This is a genomic window from Chryseobacterium sp. FG46, assembly GCF_057809135.1.
The window spans coordinates 97,744-116,481 of record NZ_JBMDJJ010000005.1 but is presented as its reverse complement, the minus strand read 5'-3'; the positions used below and the strand labels follow the sequence as shown (position 1 = coordinate 116,481).

At 36.0% G+C, this 18,738-nt stretch carries 14 protein-coding genes; 8 read left to right on the top strand and 6 right to left on the bottom strand.

The annotated features are described in order from the left end of the window. Nucleotides 1–42 precede the first annotated feature (42 nt). Entirely contained in the window at nt 43–1,155 is a 1,113-nt protein-coding gene (locus tag ACODR7_RS05680; protein WP_488837925.1) for a sensor histidine kinase, read from the top strand. Continuing rightward, nucleotides 1,148–1,846, top strand: a complete 699-nt coding sequence (locus ACODR7_RS05675) for a LytR/AlgR family response regulator transcription factor (protein WP_488837924.1) — start codon at nt 1,148–1,150, stop codon at nt 1,844–1,846. Before ACODR7_RS05680 ends, ACODR7_RS05675 begins: the two co-directional genes overlap by 8 nt. A gap of 54 nt (nt 1,847–1,900) precedes the next feature. Here the strand turns inward: ACODR7_RS05675 and ACODR7_RS05670 are convergent, their stop codons facing one another. The 3 genes from ACODR7_RS05670 to ACODR7_RS05660 all read right to left on the bottom strand — a co-directional run bounded on the left by ACODR7_RS05670 (nt 1,901) and on the right by ACODR7_RS05660 (nt 5,462). Next, nucleotides 1,901–2,035, bottom strand: a complete 135-nt coding sequence (locus tag ACODR7_RS05670) for a hypothetical protein (protein ID WP_262484577.1) — start codon at nt 2,033–2,035, stop codon at nt 1,901–1,903. Between the two features lie 393 nt (nt 2,036–2,428). Then, a complete protein-coding gene (locus ACODR7_RS05665) occupies nt 2,429–4,816 on the bottom strand; it encodes a M1 family metallopeptidase (protein WP_488837923.1) in 2,388 nt (795 codons plus the stop codon). Between the two features lie 67 nt (nt 4,817–4,883). Further along, on the bottom strand, nt 4,884–5,462 hold the full coding sequence (locus ACODR7_RS05660) for a HupE/UreJ family protein (protein WP_488838062.1): 579 nt from the start codon (nt 5,460–5,462) through the stop codon (nt 4,884–4,886). A gap of 17 nt (nt 5,463–5,479) precedes the next feature. On the opposite strand from ACODR7_RS05660, the gene ACODR7_RS05655 reads away from it, so the two are divergent. Next, nucleotides 5,480–6,037 (top strand): DUF6702 family protein, encoded by a 558-nt coding sequence (locus tag ACODR7_RS05655; RefSeq protein ID WP_488837922.1) that lies wholly within the window; start codon nt 5,480–5,482, stop codon nt 6,035–6,037. Nucleotides 6,038–6,257: 220 nt separating this feature from the next. Here the strand turns inward: ACODR7_RS05655 and ACODR7_RS05650 are convergent, their stop codons facing one another. Beyond that, on the bottom strand, nt 6,258–6,851 hold the full coding sequence (locus tag ACODR7_RS05650; RefSeq protein WP_488837921.1) for an acyl carrier protein phosphodiesterase: 594 nt from the start codon (nt 6,849–6,851) through the stop codon (nt 6,258–6,260). A 247-nt stretch (nt 6,852–7,098) separates the two neighbouring features. After that, complete coding sequence (radA, locus tag ACODR7_RS05645) at nt 7,099–8,448, bottom strand: DNA repair protein RadA (RefSeq protein WP_110367971.1); 1,350 nt, start codon at nt 8,446–8,448, stop codon at nt 7,099–7,101. 138 nt (nt 8,449–8,586) lie between these two features. On the opposite strand from radA, the gene ACODR7_RS05640 reads away from it, so the two are divergent. The 3 genes from ACODR7_RS05640 to yidC all read left to right on the top strand — a co-directional run bounded on the left by ACODR7_RS05640 (nt 8,587) and on the right by yidC (nt 12,968). Then, nucleotides 8,587–9,156, top strand: coding sequence for a YceI family protein (locus tag ACODR7_RS05640; RefSeq protein ID WP_488837920.1), 570 nt, complete (start codon nt 8,587–8,589; stop codon nt 9,154–9,156). 227 nt (nt 9,157–9,383) lie between these two features. Continuing rightward, nucleotides 9,384–10,991 carry a CTP synthase gene (gene pyrG / locus ACODR7_RS05635; protein ID WP_488837919.1) on the top strand — a complete coding sequence of 536 codons (1,608 nt, stop codon included), beginning with the start codon at nt 9,384–9,386 and terminating at the stop codon, nt 10,989–10,991. Nucleotides 10,992–11,168: 177 nt separating this feature from the next. Beyond that, nucleotides 11,169–12,968, top strand: a complete 1,800-nt coding sequence (gene yidC, locus ACODR7_RS05630; RefSeq protein WP_488837918.1) for a membrane protein insertase YidC — start codon at nt 11,169–11,171, stop codon at nt 12,966–12,968. A 132-nt stretch (nt 12,969–13,100) separates the two neighbouring features. On the opposite strand, the gene rnhB is transcribed toward yidC, so the two are convergent. Continuing rightward, the gene (gene rnhB, locus ACODR7_RS05625) at nt 13,101–13,685 is read right to left on the bottom strand and encodes a ribonuclease HII (protein ID WP_488837917.1); all 585 of its coding nucleotides are present in this window, start codon (nt 13,683–13,685) and stop codon (nt 13,101–13,103) included. Between the two features lie 296 nt (nt 13,686–13,981). Here rnhB and ACODR7_RS05620 point away from each other — a divergent pair, with 296 nt between their 5' ends. Both ACODR7_RS05620 and ACODR7_RS05615 read left to right on the top strand, forming a co-directional pair. Further along, nucleotides 13,982–16,987, top strand: a complete 3,006-nt coding sequence (locus tag ACODR7_RS05620; protein ID WP_488837916.1) for a SusC/RagA family TonB-linked outer membrane protein — start codon at nt 13,982–13,984, stop codon at nt 16,985–16,987. 24 nt (nt 16,988–17,011) lie between these two features. Then, complete coding sequence (locus ACODR7_RS05615) at nt 17,012–18,628, top strand: SusD/RagB family nutrient-binding outer membrane lipoprotein (RefSeq protein WP_488837915.1); 1,617 nt, start codon at nt 17,012–17,014, stop codon at nt 18,626–18,628. Nucleotides 18,629–18,738: the final 110 nt, after the last annotated feature.

The following is an 18,738-nucleotide window of genomic DNA, read 5'->3' as shown; positions in this document are numbered from 1 at the left end:
AAGATATTTATATTTGATGCGTTTCAAAATAAGGTATGGACTATGTTTTTAATCATTAATTTTATTATTATATTATTGATTATCAGAATTTTATTTAGTGGTAAGATTCTGGAAAGCCTTATGGAATACCGTTGGAAATTTTTATTGAGGTTTCAGCATATTTTTTTCCTTTTTATCTTCATTTTGATGACTTATTTCACCGAAAACTACTTCCTGGACTCAACGCAGTTGGTGATAAGCATTATTTTGAATACCATTTTCAATATTGGAATTTATTATCTGGTGTACTATTATTTGGTTCCCAGATTCTATTTGTCTAATAAATATCCGGAGTTTATCCTCTATGCTTTAATCCTCTTTTTGGTGTCCAGTCTTTTCAGAATTTTGTGGGAGCCTGCAGTTTTTAAGATAGACTTCGGAGAAAAGGGCTACCATGTTGGTTTTCTTTATAATGTGTACATTTCGCAGGGAATCATCATTCTTGTGGGTGCTTTTTTGGGAATTACCAAAGACAAATTTTTAATAGAACAGGATGTGATCAGCCTTGGAGAAGAGAAAGACCAGCTTTATCTCGATTTGCTGAAGTCTAAACTGAACCCTCATTTTTTGCTGAATACGCTTAATAATATCTATGCCAACAGTGTTACCCATTCGGAGAAGACATCGGATTCTATCTTGCAGCTGAGTAAACTTCTGAAGTATATTATCTATGACAGCGGAAAAGAAAAAGTAACAGTTTCTCAGGAATTTTCTTCACTGAAAGCGCTTGCCGCTTTGTATCAGCTTAAATACAATAATCAGCTCGATATTGTCATGGATATTGAAGATCAGGAAGAGTTTGATATTGCTGAAATTCCGTCTGCGATATTGCTTACTTTATTTGAAAATGCTTTAAAACATTCGGCAATAGGAGAAGATGATCATGGTTTTATAAAATTATTCTGTCATATTGAGCGCTCTGAACTGTATTTTGAAATTATAAATTCTGTAGGGAAAAATAGCATTCATCCGGTTGAATCCAATTATCACGGGTTGGGTAATGAAGCAATTATTCATATATTGGAAAAATTTTATCCGGACCAGTATGAATTTTATTCCGGACCGAAAGAAAATCATCAATATAAAATTGCTTTAACAATTACTATCAATGGCTAATCTGACTATCGTAAATGTAGATGATGAATATCCTGCATTGCAGCTTGTAAAGCAATATTGTGAGCAGATGGAAGGTGTGGAACTGCTGGCTTCATTTCAGAAACCGGAAGAAGCACTGTCGTTTCTGAAAGCTCATAAAGTAGATCTGGTTATTTTTGATATCAATATGCCTGGCATCAATGGGGTAGAGCTTTTGCAGCAGCTTCCTGATCCGCCGTTGTGTATTTTTCTCACGCTGGAAACAAAATATGCAGTGAAAGCTTTTGAACTGGATGTTGTTCATTATCTTATCAAACCTGTGGATTTTGATACCTTTAAAAAAGCAGTCAATAAAGCAAGGGATTTTGTTCAGTTTAAAAGTTCGGCCGGCAGTAAACAGCAGGAAGACTTTATTATGTTCAAATCCAATTATGTGATGAACAAGGTTTTCCTTAAAGATATTCTCTGGATACAGGGATTCGGAGAATATATTGTGTTGATGACACCGTTGAAAAAGTATATGATTCTGGAGAGAATGTCCAATTTTGAAGAGAAATTTCAGCATTTCGGATTTATCAGAATTCATAAATCCTATATTGTATTATCAGAACATATTAATTCCTATAATTCCAGCCATGTTTTTTTGAAAAACGGTGAAGAACTTCCTTTGGGGAGAACCTATAAAAAGAATGTAAAAGAACATTTAGGGTAAAAAGATAAAGCCGGAAATTTCCGGCTTTATCTTAAATGGTTATCAAGTAACGGATTACGGACAATACTGCCCCGGACCGATCCATAGAATACATTGTCCTTTGTAATTGTACTCGCAGCAAAAACGTCCTGCTGCTCCGCCATTGATAGATTTCTGAGCATCTCTGCTTAATACTTTGGCATTTTTCATAGTTAAAAATATTTTGGTTGTACATCCTGAGCATTTAAAGTCAATCAGGATTTTGACATTTGGTGTAAAAGAAGTGAATCAAAGATACTGCTTTTCCTTATAATGTGATATATTTTATTGATGTTTTTTTATAATAAAATTTTGATTATCAGATATTAATGGTTTTTGTTCGAAATCCTGAGGTTGAGAATATAAATAGAAAAGACGGACACTTCCGGCTTTATGATAATTATGATAAGACCACAGTTTAAGGAGGGGCAATTATTTCTGAACTTTTGGATAAACGGATTTTAAGCAAAAAAAAAACACTACTTCATATTAAAAAAGAATCATTCTTATCATCTTTTAATACGAAGTAGTGCTGTATTGTTGAAATTGACAACGTTTTAATGGTTAACTTTTTCCTGCAGCCTGCATTGGATTAACCTTTCCGGTTGAGCCTCCCCTTACACTTCTGCCTTCCTGTTTTTGTTTAAAGAGCTGGAATTTTGAAGTTTCAGTACCCGTTCCGGTGCTGCTCCAGAAATTATTGGTAGTATCAATATCAGCAGTTTCTCTCATGGGATCAAGCTGAATAGATTTCAATTTTTTATCAAAATAATAGGTCTTGGAAACTTTTTGTTCATTCAGTCTCCAGATCTGTGCTGCAGATTTGTCATACACTTTTGATCCGTCTTCAAAAGTGAACTCAAGAATGATAGGCATTACCAGACCACCTTTGTTTACAAAATCGATCTGATATCCTGTAATATTTTTGAATTTCTCTTTATCCTTGTTATCTAAAGGAAGACCAGCCTCAGTTTTGATGGTGTATTGCTTATTATTATCAAGCTTTTCCTGGCCTCTGTCATATCTGTAATAGAAATCCTGAAGATCTTTGTCACCATCTACGTAGAATTTGATATTCTTATCTTCTCTGTTTCTGATTTTTGAAAGGTCTTCAAAACTGTTTACCAAAGGTTTTTCAACCTGATATTTTATTTCAGCAGCAGCTTTTGGATCTGTTTCAAGGTTTGGAATAGCTATCGTTACTTTATCAATAGCGATATCTACAGGATCTGTGCCGTAGAACCATCCTCTCCAGAACCAGTCAAGATCTTCACCGCTGGCATCTTCCATGGTACGGAATAAATCTGCAGGTTCAGGATGTTTGAATGCCCATCTTTTGGCATACGTTTTAAATGCTTTGTCAAAAAGCTCTCTTCCCATGATTGTTTCACGAAGAATATTCAGTCCTGTGGCAGGTTTTGAATAGGCGTTAGGACCATACTGAACAATATTTTCAGAGTTGCTCATAATGGGTTCCAGCTGATCTTTCGGGAGTTTCATATAATCTACGATCGTCCATGCCGGTCCTCTTTTGGATGGGAATTTATTGTCCCATTTTTCTTCCGTAAGATATTCTGTAAAGGTATTCAGACCTTCGTCCATCCATGCCCATTGTCTTTCATCAGAATTGATGATCATAGGGAAAAAGTTATGACCAACCTCATGGATGATTACTCCGATCATTCCGTTTTTGGTTCCCTCAGAATAAGTTCCGTCTTTCTCCGTTCTTCCGAAGTTGAAACAGATCATCGGATATTCCATTCCGCTGGCTGCTTCTACAGATTGGGCTACAGGGTATGGATAAGGAATCGTAAATTCCGAATAGGTTTTAATGGTATGAGCAACCGCTTTTGTGGAAAACTTTCTGTAAAGACCATAAGATTCCTTGGGATAGAAACTCATAGCCATTACTTTATTATTGTTTTCTGGAATCGTTACGCGCATTCCGTCCCAGACAAATTTTCGGGAAGAAGTCCATGCAAAATCACGTACATCTTTCGCTTCAAAAACCCATGTTTTTCTTTGTTTTGAATGATTTTTTTCTGCCTTTTTAGCTTCATCCAATGTTACAATTTCAATAGGTTCAGAGGCATTTTCAGCTTTTCTGTATCTTGACAGCTGATCAGATGTCAATACCTGATCGTAATTTTTACATTCTCCTGTTCCGCCAACAATATGATCGGCCGGTACATTCATGGAAACTTTAAAGTCTCCGAAAACCAGTGCAAATTCACCTCTTCCGGTAAACTGATGATTTTGCCAGCCCTGGAAATCACTATACACACACATTCTTGGATACCATTGTGCCATTGTGTACAGGTCATTTCCGTCTTCAGGAAAGTTTTCATAACCGCCGCGGCCTCCCATTTTGATTCTGTTGGGAATATTGTAGTTCCAGTCTACTTTGAAAACGAATTTCTCCCCCTTTTTCAACACTTTAGGAAGATCTATACGCATCATGGTTTTGTTAACGGTATACTTCAGTGGATTACCTGATGCATCTGTTACTTTCTCAAGACTTACGCCATAGCCGTTATCTTTGGCGGGAAGTTCTGTTATTTTAAGCTGCTGGTCTGTTGTTGAAGGGTGAAGAACAGATGAAGTATCATACCCCGAATTTCTGATGCTGGAATGCTCGTTTTCATCAAGCTGAAGCCAGATATAGTCCAGATCATCGGGAGAATTATTGTAGTAAGTCACCGTTTCGGAACCTTTCAGATTTCTTTTATCTTCATCCAGATAAGCGGTAATGTTATAATCGGCTCTGTTCTGCCAGTATCCGTGTCCGGGAGCTCCTGATGCCGTTCTGTAGATGTTGGGGGTTGGCAGAATTGTTCCCAGCTGCTCAAACCTGTTGCCATGATTGCTGCCTGGGTTATTCTGAATATTTTGTGCGGTGAAACCTGTATATGCAAATACAGAAAGTGAAAGTATAGCGACTTTTAGTTTCATAACCGAAATGATTTTTTAATGATCAAAGATAGTAATAACCTGTTGAATTCATAAGAATATTTAACTTTTAAAAGGGAATTCTTTCCAAAGTCATTTTTAAGGATAAAGCAAATACTCCCGAAGAAACAAAAAGTATCCAGTCTTTTTTATTCACCTTGAAAAGATTGAGTGAAATGAATAGGATGATTAAAATTGCAGCAACAATTACAATCTGGCCAAGCTCCAGACCAATATTGAACCCAAGAAGTGGTAAAGCTATACTCTGGCTTTTGGCAATCATTACTCTTGCTGTATTGGCGAATCCCATTCCATGAACAAGGCCGAAGATCAGAGCAAGATAGTAGTTGGCCCGCATCAAAGTCTGTTTCTGATTTTTCATGATAATATTATCCAGTGAAGTCAGAACAATGGTTAAAGGAATTAAAAACTCTACCCAATCAGAAGGAACCCTGAAAACATCCAGAATGCTTAGGGCTAAGGTAATGGAATGGCCAATCGTAAATGCGGTCACAAGAATCAGAATTTTTTTCCAGTCACTGTAAGAATATACAGCGATCAGGGCCAGAACAAAAAGCTGATGATCCAGAGCATCCAGAGAAATAATATGTTCCCATCCAAGGTGTAAATAAAAAAGAAAATCCTGCATCATAAGGTAAAAATATAATGCTTACGAAAATAATGATTAATTTCGGAACAAAATTTATTTATATGTTAGGTTCTGTGAAGAGTTTGTGGCTATTTTTAATTCCGGTTGTTTTTTTATTGTCTTTTACCACAACGAAACACCCCTATCACGTAGGCTCTGTAGAGATTAATTATAACTCAAAATCCAGAACATTTGAAGTGGCCGGAAGATTCTTTCTTGATGACCTGGAAAATGGCTTGGAAAAAAAATATGGAAGCGCTTTTCATTTTAATGACGAAAAATACAAGACCAAACTGAATGATGCCCTGCAAAAATACTGCTCAGAATATTTTAAACTAAAAGTTGATAATAAATTTTTGAAGGTAAACTATATCGGTTATGAGGAAGACCAGGAATCTGTAAATATATTTCTAGAATCCGAACCTGTATCCCCTCCGAAAAAAGTAGAAACCGCGGTAAGTTTTCTGTATAATCTTTTTGATGATCAGATCAATATTGTTCATATCATTGTAAACGGACAAAGAAACAGTGAAAAACTTATCTATCCTAACCGCTATCTCTATAAACAGTTTTAAGAATATATATTTAGTATATTGTAATTTCACGCAAAGATTTCAGCGTATAATATTATATTTTTGAGGAAGCAAAGGAGGAATCAACTTTGTTGATTTTTTCTAAGCGGTACCAAATCCATGCAGCTTGTTCAGCGACTTTGTCGCCTTCTTAGCTCACTTAATAATAACAAAACTTAATTTAGTCTTTGCGTTTTAAACAATAAGACAAATTTAAAGTTTATCAATTTTCCAGCTGAAGCAATGTGTTGATTCCTTTTGCGTGAGCCAGCAGATCAGGAAAAAAATCATCATAACATTGCTGAAGATGATCCTTGTTCTTTAAAAAAGCTTCAAAGACAGGAATATCCTTATCAAGATATTTTGCTTTATTAAGTACATTCTGAATGCTGAATTTGATTCCCCAGTCTTCACGGTAATTATAAAGCCAGTCATCATGCTCCATTTTCACCAGCATCTTTTTAAAGTTTTCAGGAAGCCACTGTTCATGGGCATTTAAAACACGATAAACTTTAAGGGAATGCGATTTCCATTCTGCCAGAGAATTCAGAGAAAGGTCTCTAGCTACAAAATGATCCATAGAAACATCCACAAATGCCCCGGCGTACAATCTTACCAATGGAGCAAACACTTTTTTGGCCTCATGAATAGCCGGATGGGAATCTGTAAAAGTGTCAATTGCTCTGTGCAGGGTAATTCCGTCCTGAATTTCCTTTGGGAAAGAGAAACGATCTCTGTTGCGGATAAAGTCTTCAAGAAACTGCCCCACGATCTGCCCGTCGGTAAAAGAAAGAAAAGAATGCGCCAGATAATTCATAATTTAAAGTTATGAATTAAATGTGAATATTTGATAATAGTGAATAGTGAATAGTGAATGGTGAATGGTGAATGGTGAATCTGCTTCGCTTGTGAAATTTTTTTTATCCTCATTTCAATTGACAATTGACTTGCGAAGCAAAATTGACGATTCACAATGCTATCTACATTGCATCCTCTTCGCTTGTGAATTTTTTATCCACATTCTGATTGACAATTGACTTGCGAAGCAAAATTCACCATTGACATCAGAAAAGCCTCTCGTGAAAATCTTCAATCTTACTCACTTCTTCAATTTTGATTCCAAATTTTCTTTTCGGGATTTTATTAAGATTGGAAACAAATATTTTTTCATAACCCAATTTTTCCGCTTCAGTAATTCTTTGTTCAATCTGGGCTACCGGGCGTATTTCTCCACTCAGACCAATTTCTCCGGCAAAGCAGTAATGCTCTGAAATAGCAATATCTTCATTAGAGGAAAGAACAGAAGCAATGACCGCCAGGTCCAGTGCCGGATCATCTGTTTTTATTCCGCCCGTAATATTCAGGAAAACGTCTTTTGCTCCCAATTGAAAACCTGCTCTTTTTTCTAATACAGCCAAAAGCATATTCAGTCTTTTGGAATCAAAACCGGTGCAGCTTCTCTGTGGAGTCCCATAAACGGCCGTACTTACCAATGCCTGAATTTCTAGCAGCATAGGTCTGTTTCCCTCAAGGGTTACTGCAACGGAGTTACCGGAAAGTTCTTCAAATTTTTTGGTAATCAGAATTTCAGAAGGGTTTTTAATTTCTTTTAATCCCTGGGAAACCATTTCATAAATTCCAATTTCTGAAGTGGAGCCGAAACGGTTTTTATTGGCTCTCAATAATCTGAAAAGATGATTTCGGTCTCCGTCAAAATTCAAAACGACATCCACCATATGCTCCAGAACCTTTGGTCCGGCAATCTGTCCGTCTTTGGTGATGTGGCCTACAAGAAATACCGGAGTATTATTTTCTTTGGCATATTTGATGATCTCATTGGAGCATTCCCGGATTTGGGATACGGTTCCCGGAGAACTTTCTATCAGCTGAGACTGCAGGGTCTGAATGGAATCAATGATCATGAAATCAGGTTCCAGTTTCTTTGCTTCATGAAGGATTTTTTCCAGTGAAGTTTCAGTAAAAAGAAAACAGTTCGGATTCTGAATATCGGTAAGCCTGTCCGCTCTCATTTTAATCTGAGAAGCACTCTCTTCCCCTGAAACATAGAAGATTTTTTTCTTCATTTTTAAAGCAAGCTGAAGCAGAAGGGTCGATTTCCCGATGCCGGGTTCTCCACCAATCAAAGTCACAGAACCCAAAACGATACCGCCTCCTAAGACACGGTTCAGTTCTTCAGAAGGTGTTTTTATCCTTGGTTCCTCACTTGTTTCCACTTCAACAATATTGATAACATGTTGTTTGGTTTTTGAGAAAGGAGGAGTTTTGTGAGAAGGTTTTTCTACGACCTCTTCTACTAAAGTATTCCACTCTCCACAGTTTTTACATTGTCCCAGCCATTGAGGGTACTGGGTTCCGCAGTTTTGACAGAAATATGCTGTTTTCAGTTTTGCCATACTGCGAAGTTATAAAAAAAGCATTTTTCTTTCGGAATCTAAATGGATTTAATATAAAAAACTAATACGTCTGCGGTAGAAATATCTTTCTTATCTTAGCTTTCTTCAATTAAAATATTAATGTAAAATATCATTACAATGAAAAAAGTATTTTTATCTTTCGTATTTACACTATTAAGTATTGTTGCTTTTGCACAGGGAAGCTGGCAGGTAGACCAGATGCATTCATCGGTCAACTTTAATATCAAGCACATGGGGATTAGTTTTGTACAGGGAAGGTTTGATAAATTTGACGGAAAAGCAGCTACAGGAGGCGCTAATCTGGATAATGCCGATTTAAGCTTTTCTATCAGTGTTCCTTCCATTAATACCGGAGTGGACATGAGAGACAGACATCTTATCAGTGAAGAGTTTTTCGATGTTGCGCAATATCCTACGATTGAATTTAAAAGTTCTTCTGTTACAAAAGATAAGAACAATAACTACATTGTAAAAGGGAAGCTGACGATGAAAGGCGTGGAAAAAGAAATCACTGCTCCGGTTACATTGGGAGGAATTACAAAAAATAAAGACGGAAAAGAGATTATGGGGATTCAGACCAAATTTACCGTGAACCGTCTGGATTATGGAATCAAATATGATCCGTCAGGAGCAGGAATCGCAAAAGATGTTGAAGTAACGGCTTACTTTGAACTGACTAAGCAATAATATTTCAGAATATAAACTATAAAAAAGGTTTTCCGCTCCAATGGAAAACCTTTTTCGTTGATAGACGAAATCCTGTTGATCATAGCTTTGTTTCATTTGCTTATACTAAATATTAATAAAAATTTTTATCAGGGTTTATAATTGTTTGAGGGATGTTTTATCATTTTCAAAATGTAAAAGATTGCTTTGTATTTCTTTTTCCCCTAACTTTGCACAAACCTAATCTAATGAGTAAAAAGAATACAAAGTACATCTTTGTGACAGGAGGTGTAACTTCATCTTTGGGAAAGGGAATCGTTTCTGCTTCTCTGGGACTTCTACTAAAATCACGCGGCTTTAATGTAACGATCCAAAAATTAGATCCTTATATCAATATCGACCCAGGAACTTTGAATCCTTATGAGCACGGAGAGTGTTATGTGACTGAAGATGGTGCAGAGACGGATCTGGATTTAGGCCACTACGAGCGTTACCTTGATGCTCCTACATCCCAAAACAACAACGTTACTACAGGAAAAATTTACCAGACTGTCATTGAAAAAGAAAGAAAAGGAGACTTCCTTGGAAAAACAGTTCAGGTAATTCCTCATATTACTAACGAAATCAAACGTAGAATTAAAATCCTTTCAAAACAGAACTACGATATCATCATTACTGAAATCGGAGGAACTGTAGGGGATATTGAATCTTTACCCTACATTGAAACTGTTCGCCAGTTGAAATGGGAGCTGGGAGAGAGCAATTCTATGGTGATCCACCTTACTTTACTGCCTTATCTGGCTTCAAGTGGAGAATTGAAAACAAAACCATCCCAGCATTCCGTTCGTCAGTTGATGGAAAGCGGAATTATGGCTGATGTTTTGGTGTGCAGAACAGAACATAAGATTCCTAAAGATCAGAGAGCAAAACTGGCTCAGTTCTGTAACGTTCCTTTAGATAATGTTATCGAATGTAAAGACCTTGAAACCATCTATGAAGTTCCAATGTATCTTCAAAAACAAAACTTTGATGATGTAGTTTTGAAAGAGCTGGATCTGAAAAGTGATAAAGATGCTGATCTTAAAGACTGGAAGAGTTTCCTTAAAAAATTCCAGAATCCTAAGAAGACTGTTGAAATTGCTTTGGTTGGAAAATATGTTTCCCTTCAGGATTCTTATATTTCTATTGCTGAGGCTTTCAAACATGCAGGAGCTGACCTTGAAACTGAAGTAAAAGTAAGATGGGTTTACAGTGGAGATATTACGGAAGAAAATATCAAAGATACACTGAAAGGTGTGAATGGTATCCTTGTAGCTCCAGGTTTCGGAGACAGAGGAATTGAAGGGAAAGTTCTTACCGCAAAATATGCAAGAGAAAATAAAATTCCAATGTTGGGAATCTGTTTAGGAATGCAGATTATGACTGTTGAATTTGCAAGAAATGTTTTAGGACATACAAAAGCAAACTCTATGGAATTTGATACGGCTACTCCGGATCCTGTAATTTCTTTGATGGAAGAACAGAAGAATGTAGTAGATAAAGGAGGAACGATGCGCCTTGGAGCATGGAAATGTTCTTTGAAAAACGGTTCTAAGTTATATGATGTTTACGGAAGTAAAAATATTTCTGAAAGACACCGTCACCGTTATGAATTCAACAGTGATTATCTTCAGGAATTTGAAAAGAATGGTTTCCTGGCTACAGGTACAAACCCTGAAACAGGTTTGGTGGAAGCGCTGGAACTTCCTGATCACCCGTTCTATGTAGGGGTTCAGTATCACCCGGAATATAAGAGTACGGTAGCAACACCGCATCCACTATTCAGAGCTTTCATCAAGGCTTGCGAAAAGAAATAAGGTAAAATTTATCATAAACGTCTACCCATAAACTCAGGCTGATTATTCTCAGCTTGAGTTTATTATATAGTAACAACGTAAAGCATAGAGTTTTGATAAAAAAACAGTATTTTTGTCAGCTCAAATTACGTACGTCAGTACGTATATTTTAAATTTAAAATTTTAATATAAAATAAAATGCAACAAAACAACGGAATCGATAAGAAGCAAATGATTAGTTTCGCGGTTTTATGCCTTGTTCTCTTCGGTTTTATGTTCTACTTCCAGAACAAACAAACGAAAGAAGCGGAGTTGAAAGCTCAGGAGCAGAAAACGGAACAGGCTAAAAATGCCGTAAAGCAAACTCAGGCAAGCAATATCAATCCAAATGTAACTCCTACTGCAATCCAGACAGCAAGTCTTGGAAATAATGAATTAAAACTTGAATTCTCAAGCTTAGGAGGACAGGTTTCCAAAGTAGAGCTTTTAAAGTATAAAGCTTACAACCATAAAACAGACAATGCAGATCAGCCGCTTTATCTTATTAACAAGAATAACTCGAACTATGGTTTTCAGTTTAAAGATAAAACAGGGAAGATTGTTAATACTAAAGATTTAGTTTTCTCACCTGCTGTTAACGGAAACGCTGTTACCTTAACTGCAGATTATAATGGCGCTGTCATTCAATTCATTTACACACTGTTGCCAAAATATACCTTAGACTTTAAAGTAAGAACTCAGGGACTTTCTAAAATTACTTCTGATAATAAAGCAGATTTTATCTGGGATTATAATGTAAGAAACCTGGAAAAGGGTAGAGCTCAGGAGCAGTCTCACTCAGAATTTTCTTATGCTTTCAATAATTATAAAGATTATGATTATGATGGAAGAACCACAATGGAAGAAGAAAAGGAAACTCTTAACTGGATTGGTGTAAAGCAGCAGTTTTTCTCTTCTGTCATTGAAGCTAAAAACGGATTTACTCAAAGTAAAGGAAACCAGGAAAATGTTGAAGAAGGAGAGTATCTGAAGAAATTCAACTATGAAGGTTTTGTTCAGATGACCGGAAGTGAGCTGAACCAGGATTTTACTTGGTATTTCATGCCATTGGATTTACCATTGCTTAAATCTTATGATAAGAACTTTGATGAAATTCTTCCGTTAGGCTGGTCATTCATCGGGGCAATGAACCGTTATTTCTTTATGTGGCTTTACAGCATTATCGCTGCGTGGGGATTGTCAGCAGGTTGGGTGATTTTCGTAATGACGATCATCGTAAAGCTGATCCTTTCACCAATTATGTATAAGCAGCACAAATTAAGTGCAATGATGAAGGTGATCCGTCCGGAAATTGATGAGGTAAATGCCAAATTCAAGGATGCAGATCCAATGAAGAAGCAGCAGGCTACGATGGAAGTGTACAGAAAAGCCGGAGTGAACCAGATGGCGGGATGTTTACCGGCATTGGTGCAGATTCCAATCTTCTATGCTTTATTCCGTTTCTTCCCGAACTTTATTGATCTGAGAGGACAGGGATTCTGGTTTGCGAAAGATTTGACAGCTTATGATGATTTGATCAAACTTCCGTTTAATATTCCATTCCTTGGAGATCACTTAAGTATTTTTGCTTTAGCTTGTACGGTTGTTATCTTGATCTATACTGTAATGACTTCAGGAAATATGCAGCAGCCACAGCAGGAAGGAATGCCAAACATGAAGGTGTTAATGTATATCTTCCCGATTACATTCCTGTTCTTCCTTAATACTTCGGCTTCAGGTCTTTCATGGTATTATTTTGTATCGAATGCGATTAATATTCTGATTATCCTTGTTATTAAGTATTTGATCCTGGATGAAAAGAAAATCCATGCTCAGATTCAGTCTAACAAGGAAAAACCAAAAGCAGAAGGTAAGTTCCAGAAGAGAATGAGAGAAATGATGGAGAAGGCTCAGGAACAGCAAAAAGCTCAGGAGCAGCAAAGAAATAAAAAGAAATAAAATTCTTAATAATATGTTAAAAAAGAGAAGCAATTGAACAATTGCTTCTCTTTTTTTATCTGTAATTTATTTAGAATGGTTTTAAATTTTCAATCAGTAGATGAGAATTTAATAATTGAAAATCAGTTACTTTTAATCATATTTTAGTCTGAAAGATTGTCTGTGATGACGTGTTGGGCCATGTTTAATAAGGGCTTCCTGATGTTTTTTTGTGGCGTAGCCAAAATTAGTGTCCCAACCATATTCAGGATGTTCTTCATGAAGCTGAATCATTAACTTGTCTCTATAATTTTTGGCAAGAATAGACGCTGCAGCAATCGACAATACTTTAGAATCGCCCTTGATAATACATTGATGAGGGATGTAGTTATAAGGATGAAATTTATTCCCGTCCACCAGAATAAGTTCAGGAGTTATCGTTAGTTTGTCCAGCGCACGATGCATCGCATGAATACTCGCATTGAGAATATTATGCTCATCAATAAAGGAAGGTGGTAATTCTGCGATGGCATAGTTTTTCACATTATCTTTAATATAACTATCCAGCTCCATACGGGTTTTGGACGTTAATTTCTTTGAATCATTAACCAGATTTTGTTTAAAATCATCATCCAAAATTACCGCGGCTGCTACCACCGGACCACTTAAACATCCTCTTCCTACTTCATCACATCCCGCCTCAATGTAAAGGTTTGACCAGTTTTTTATTAGCTCCATGAATTGTTTCTATACTGCAAAAGTATAAAATTTTGCAGGAATTTATTTTATTGGAGTTTTACTGTTTTAATACTTGTAGTAACTATAATTTTAATGTTTTTGGTTATTTGTATTTATATTGTTAATTGGTGTGGTTTTTCATATTGATGGAATAATGTGTGTTTTTTTAATGAGTTGTTAGTTTCGTGGTATGTTGAAGTTGTGTTTTTTTATATATTATAAAACTTTAACATTTTTTTTGGTAGTTTTAAGAAAGTTTCACATATTTGTAATCTGTAAAAATAATTGAATTTGATATGAAGAAATTAACTGCGAGTGTTTTCGCGGTTGTACTATCGTCATCATTTGTGATGATGTCAGCCCAAAACACGAAGGATACTCTGAAAACCAAAAATATTGAGGAGATAGTTGTTACCGGAGCCTTAGGTATCAAAAGAAAGGCTGATGCGATAACAAATACACAGCAAGTTGTAACGACAAAAGAACTGAATCAGGCGTCAGCGCCAACTGCTGTACAGGCATTGACAGGTAAGGTTTCAGGTTTACAAATCAATTTGACAAACAATGGTGTAGATCCTAGCTATAGAGTTGTCTTGAGAGGTGCTAAATCTATCACGGGTAATAACCAGGCGTTAATTGTAATTGATAACGTTATTTCATCTGCTGACATCTTACAGCAGATACCACCAGAAGCAATCGAAAACATCAACGTAATTAAAGGTTTACAAGGAGCGGCTCTTTATGGTCAGCAAGGGGTGAACGGGGTAATTATTGTAACGACAAAAAGAGGAACAAAATCTGAGAAACTTCAGATGACGTTCAATTCTTCTATTGATATCTCTAATGTTTTCATGCTTCCAAAAGTTCAACAGAAGTATGGTAAAGGGGTTCAGGATGAAGGATGGAGTGATGTAGATTATGGTGGTACAAATTATGTGCCATGGGAAAATATGTCTTGGGGAGCTGCTTATGACAATCCGGCTATCGGAGGAACAATGATGCCTTCAGGTCTTCCACAGGCTGATGGTTCATTTATTTATGAAAAATATGCTCCAGTGAAAAATTTCATGAATAAATTCTTTTCAACAGGAGTATTAACCCAAAACGGAATTACAGCGACAGCAGGTGGATCAGATTCATATGTGTCCTTTTCTGCTAACAGAACAGAAAATAATTTCGTAGTTGAGAGTGATAAATTAAGACAAAACAGTTTTATCTTTAAAGCTGGAAAGAAAATAGGAAAATTGAAAATTGATGGTAATATCAACTATATCAATAGAATAATATCTACAACAAACTCATCATTATATGATGATATTCTTCAAACTCCGACTAACAACAACATTAAACTGTATAGAAATAGTGGAATTGAAGGATATTACACAGGATATGCTGTAAACCCATACTGGACAATCGATCACGAAAGATATGACAGACATAGTGATTACTTTAGTGCTATCCTTGGTTTAGATTATGAATTGAATAAGAACATCAATATTACGTATAACGGAAACATTACAACAAGAGGTATGACTTATACGAGACATAATGATGGTGCCATTTTTACTAAAAAATATAACCTTCCTGGAGCATCTATTGATGGGATTACTTTCGGTGATTTAGGAAATGGTGATATAACGTCTTGGTTCTATGAAAGTACATCTAAGGAGAGAAATTACTATGGTGACTTAATGGTGAACTTTAATTACGAGCTAACAGATAAAATCGGATTAAAATTTAACATTGGGAATAACATCCAGGACAGAACATTTAATGTAACATCTGTAGGAGGGAATAATTTAGATATTGCAGGATGGTATCATATCAAAAATGTACTTAATCCAGATCCTTATTCAAGTGCTAATTTAGATAACTATCAGACAAACAGTAGAATTATTGCTGGATTTGCTAACCTGGATTTAAGCTATAATGATTATTTATTCTTAAACTCCACATTTAGAATTGAGCAGTCTTCTGTATTGTCAACACGACCATATAGCTCTGGGAAAAGAACAAATCCTGTTTATCCTTATTATTCAGTAGGATTGTCTTTTGTACCAACTAAAGCATTTCAGAGCTTAAAAGGAGACATTCTTAACTACGCAAAAATTACAGGTTCATTTACAAGAGTAGGTAATACAACTGCAGTAGATCCTTACAGAACAGATGAAATCGGAGTGTTCCCAACAGGTTTTCCATTTAATGGTTTAAGTTCATATATTAATAATCAAACACCTACATCAGTAAATATTAAACCTGAATTTGTTAATACTTTAGATTTCGGATTATCTCTAGGATTCCTAAAAGACAGAATCAGATTAGATGCTTCTGTTTATCAATCTACAACTGATGACTTAATTACTGCAAGAACTGCTTCAAGTGCATCTGGATTAACAAGTATTCTTGATAATGTGGGTAAAATGAGATTAAGAGGGCTTGAGCTTGATTTAGGTTTAACGCCAATCAAAACAAGTGATTTTACCTGGGATATGAAAGTGTCATATTCTACTTACAGATCTAAAGTATTGGAATTGGCTGATGGTGCTGATGAAGTATCTTTATTAAGCAGTAGTTCAGCAGCAGTAGGTATTTTCGCTGTGAAAGGATCTGATTTCCCCGTTATCAAAGGAAGTGCATTCCAGAGAGACGATCAGGGAAGAATTATTGTTGACTCTAAAGGAAATCCTTTAACAACAAGTAATCTTCAGGTTTTAGGAAGAGCTACTCCTGATTATATTCTTGGGTTCTCAACTAATATTAAGTATAAAGGATTCACATTATCTGCAATGGGAGACTTTAGAAAAGGAGGTAAATTTGTTTCGTTTACGAAAAACCTACTTGCCTTTACAGGAGGGTTAGAAGAGTCAGCTGAATTTGATAGAACTCAAGGATATGTTGTTCCTAACTCAGTGCAAAACACAGGTACTGCAGCAAATCCGATATACACTCCTAACAATACACCAGTAGGTGGAGCAGGAACTTATACTAACGTCACCAACTACTTCTCAAGTAGTGCGTATAGAGCTGTTGGAGAAAACTTAGTAGTTGATGCTACCGCGTTAAAGATTAGAGAAATTGCATTAAGCTATGATATACCAAAATCAGTCTTAAGCTCTACATTCTTGAATTCATTGACAGTAGGTGTTTACTCAAGGAACCCATTCTTTAAGTATGCGGATAACAATAGAAACTACGCGGATCCCGAAACTGCAAGTACAACAGGGAATGCTGCTGGTTTTGCTTATACAACACAGTATCCATCAACTAGAAGCTTTGGGGTGAATCTTAAAGCATCTTTCTAAACTTTAATTAATTATTACTTGAAAATGAAAAAATTTAAATATACAATACTAGGTTTAATTGTTGCTTCTATGACGTTGACTTCATGTGATCATTATCTGGATATTAATGAAAATCCAAATAATATCCATGCAGAAGCTATTACGCCAACTTTATTGTTCCCTGGTGCTGTTGCTCAGACTTATAGAACACAAGCTACATGGATGAATAGATTTGGTGGTCTTATGATGAATTCTTATGCAGGTAACTCTTATTCCTTTGGAGCTCCGTTTGGGAATGAATATACTTTGAATGTAGATAGTTCTTTTTATCCACAGATCTGGGATGGATTATACAGAAACGTAAGTAACTTCGTTGCTATTGAGAAATATGATAACTCTACTCACAAATATGATAACTATGTAGCTGCTGCAAAAGTGATGAAAGCTTTTTATATGCAAACTATCGTAGATTTATATGGCGATGCTCCATATTCTCAAGCATTTATGGGCCAGGCTAATGCAACTCCAAAATATGATAATGATGAAGAAATCTACAAATCATTAATTCTTGGTCTGAATGATGCTATCACTCTTATAGATAATGGAAATGCCGCTGCACTTGAACTAGGTGCTACTGATATTGTTTTTCAGGGAACAATGGATAAGTGGAAGCGTCTTGCGAATACTGTAAAACTAAGAATGTTGATAAGAATGTCTAAAGTAACGGGGGCTATGGCTACTTTTAGAGATCAACAACTTCAAACTTTAGTAGGAGAAAATTTTGTAGAAGCTGATGTTTTAGTAAATCCAGGATATAGTGCTGCTAATGATGACCAGCAGAATCCATTTTATGGATACTATGTAAGAAACAGTTCAAACTCTCAGTTGCAGAATAATACATTATTTACAGCATCTGAGCATATTGCTACTTGCCTTAATGGTAATCCTTATAATATGACAGATAATGTTTATCAGAAATTTAACGGTATCAAAGATGGTAGAAGAGGAAGAATGTTCTCAATGGTTAATTATAATGGTCAGTCAGTTGTAAAAGGAGTTAGACAAGGTGCTACACCTGGTCAGCCAGGGGCTCCGACAGATCTTACAACGGTTTCAAGATTTGGAAATGGTTGGATATTTGGTCAAGGTAGTCCTAGTACTACTGCTCAACTGACTTCAGTAGGTTCTGCTAAATCAGGGGTTTTAATGACCCGTTCAGAAAGTGAGTTTCTTCAGGCTGAAGCAGCAGTGAGATATCCGGGTATTTTTGCAATTAACGGTCAGGAAAGCTTCGAAAAAGGTATTAAAGCATCTTTTGACTATCTTTATGCTGCTAATGCTGACTATATTGCATACAAAGCAGCAATTCAAACTAAAGTAGGTTTAGGATGGATTGGAACTAATGATAATAAGATTGAAGCAATCATGACTCAGAAATGGTTAGCTACTGCTGGAATTAACCCTACAGAATCTTTCATTGATTATAATAGAACTGGTTTCCCTATTACTCCTATGGCAACTACTTCAGCTAAACCTAATAAGCCATACAGGTTGATGTATCCTTCATCTGAATATGTAGCTAATTCAGCAAACGTACCTCAGATTTCAAATGCTCAATGTTTTACTAAGAACCAAACGACTCCATTCTGGAATCAGAACTAATTCTTATAATACAATTTTAATATATTTTACCGCCTTCGGGCGGTTTTTTTATTTTTTAGATCTAATTTTTCTTCTTGTATATAAATATGCTAAGCATGGTATAAGTGGTG

What these genes read in the sequence shown, in the direction of transcription:
- ACODR7_RS05675 (WP_488837924.1), top strand. Translation starts at nt 1,148, where the DNA reads ATGGCTAATCTGACTATCGTAAATGTAGATGATGAATATCCTGCATTG.
- ACODR7_RS05615 (WP_488837915.1), top strand. Translation starts at nt 17,012, where the DNA reads ATGAAAAAATTTAAATATACAATACTAGGTTTAATTGTTGCTTCTATG.
- ACODR7_RS05660 (WP_488838062.1), bottom strand. Translation starts at nt 5,462, where the DNA reads ATGCAGGATTTTCTTTTTTATTTACACCTTGGATGGGAACATATTATT.
- ACODR7_RS05680 (WP_488837925.1), top strand. Translation starts at nt 43, where the DNA reads ATGTTTTTAATCATTAATTTTATTATTATATTATTGATTATCAGAATT.
- ACODR7_RS05650 (WP_488837921.1), bottom strand. Translation starts at nt 6,851, where the DNA reads ATGAATTATCTGGCGCATTCTTTTCTTTCTTTTACCGACGGGCAGATC.
- ACODR7_RS05665 (WP_488837923.1), bottom strand. Translation starts at nt 4,816, where the DNA reads ATGAAACTAAAAGTCGCTATACTTTCACTTTCTGTATTTGCATATACA.
- ACODR7_RS05640 (WP_488837920.1), top strand. Translation starts at nt 8,587, where the DNA reads ATGAAAAAAGTATTTTTATCTTTCGTATTTACACTATTAAGTATTGTT.
- pyrG (WP_488837919.1), top strand. Translation starts at nt 9,384, where the DNA reads ATGAGTAAAAAGAATACAAAGTACATCTTTGTGACAGGAGGTGTAACT.
- ACODR7_RS05655 (WP_488837922.1), top strand. Translation starts at nt 5,480, where the DNA reads ATGCTTACGAAAATAATGATTAATTTCGGAACAAAATTTATTTATATG.
- yidC (WP_488837918.1), top strand. Translation starts at nt 11,169, where the DNA reads ATGCAACAAAACAACGGAATCGATAAGAAGCAAATGATTAGTTTCGCG.
- ACODR7_RS05670 (WP_262484577.1), bottom strand. Translation starts at nt 2,035, where the DNA reads ATGAAAAATGCCAAAGTATTAAGCAGAGATGCTCAGAAATCTATCAAT.
- radA (WP_110367971.1), bottom strand. Translation starts at nt 8,448, where the DNA reads ATGGCAAAACTGAAAACAGCATATTTCTGTCAAAACTGCGGAACCCAG.
- rnhB (WP_488837917.1), bottom strand. Translation starts at nt 13,685, where the DNA reads ATGGAGCTAATAAAAAACTGGTCAAACCTTTACATTGAGGCGGGATGT.
- ACODR7_RS05620 (WP_488837916.1), top strand. Translation starts at nt 13,982, where the DNA reads ATGAAGAAATTAACTGCGAGTGTTTTCGCGGTTGTACTATCGTCATCA.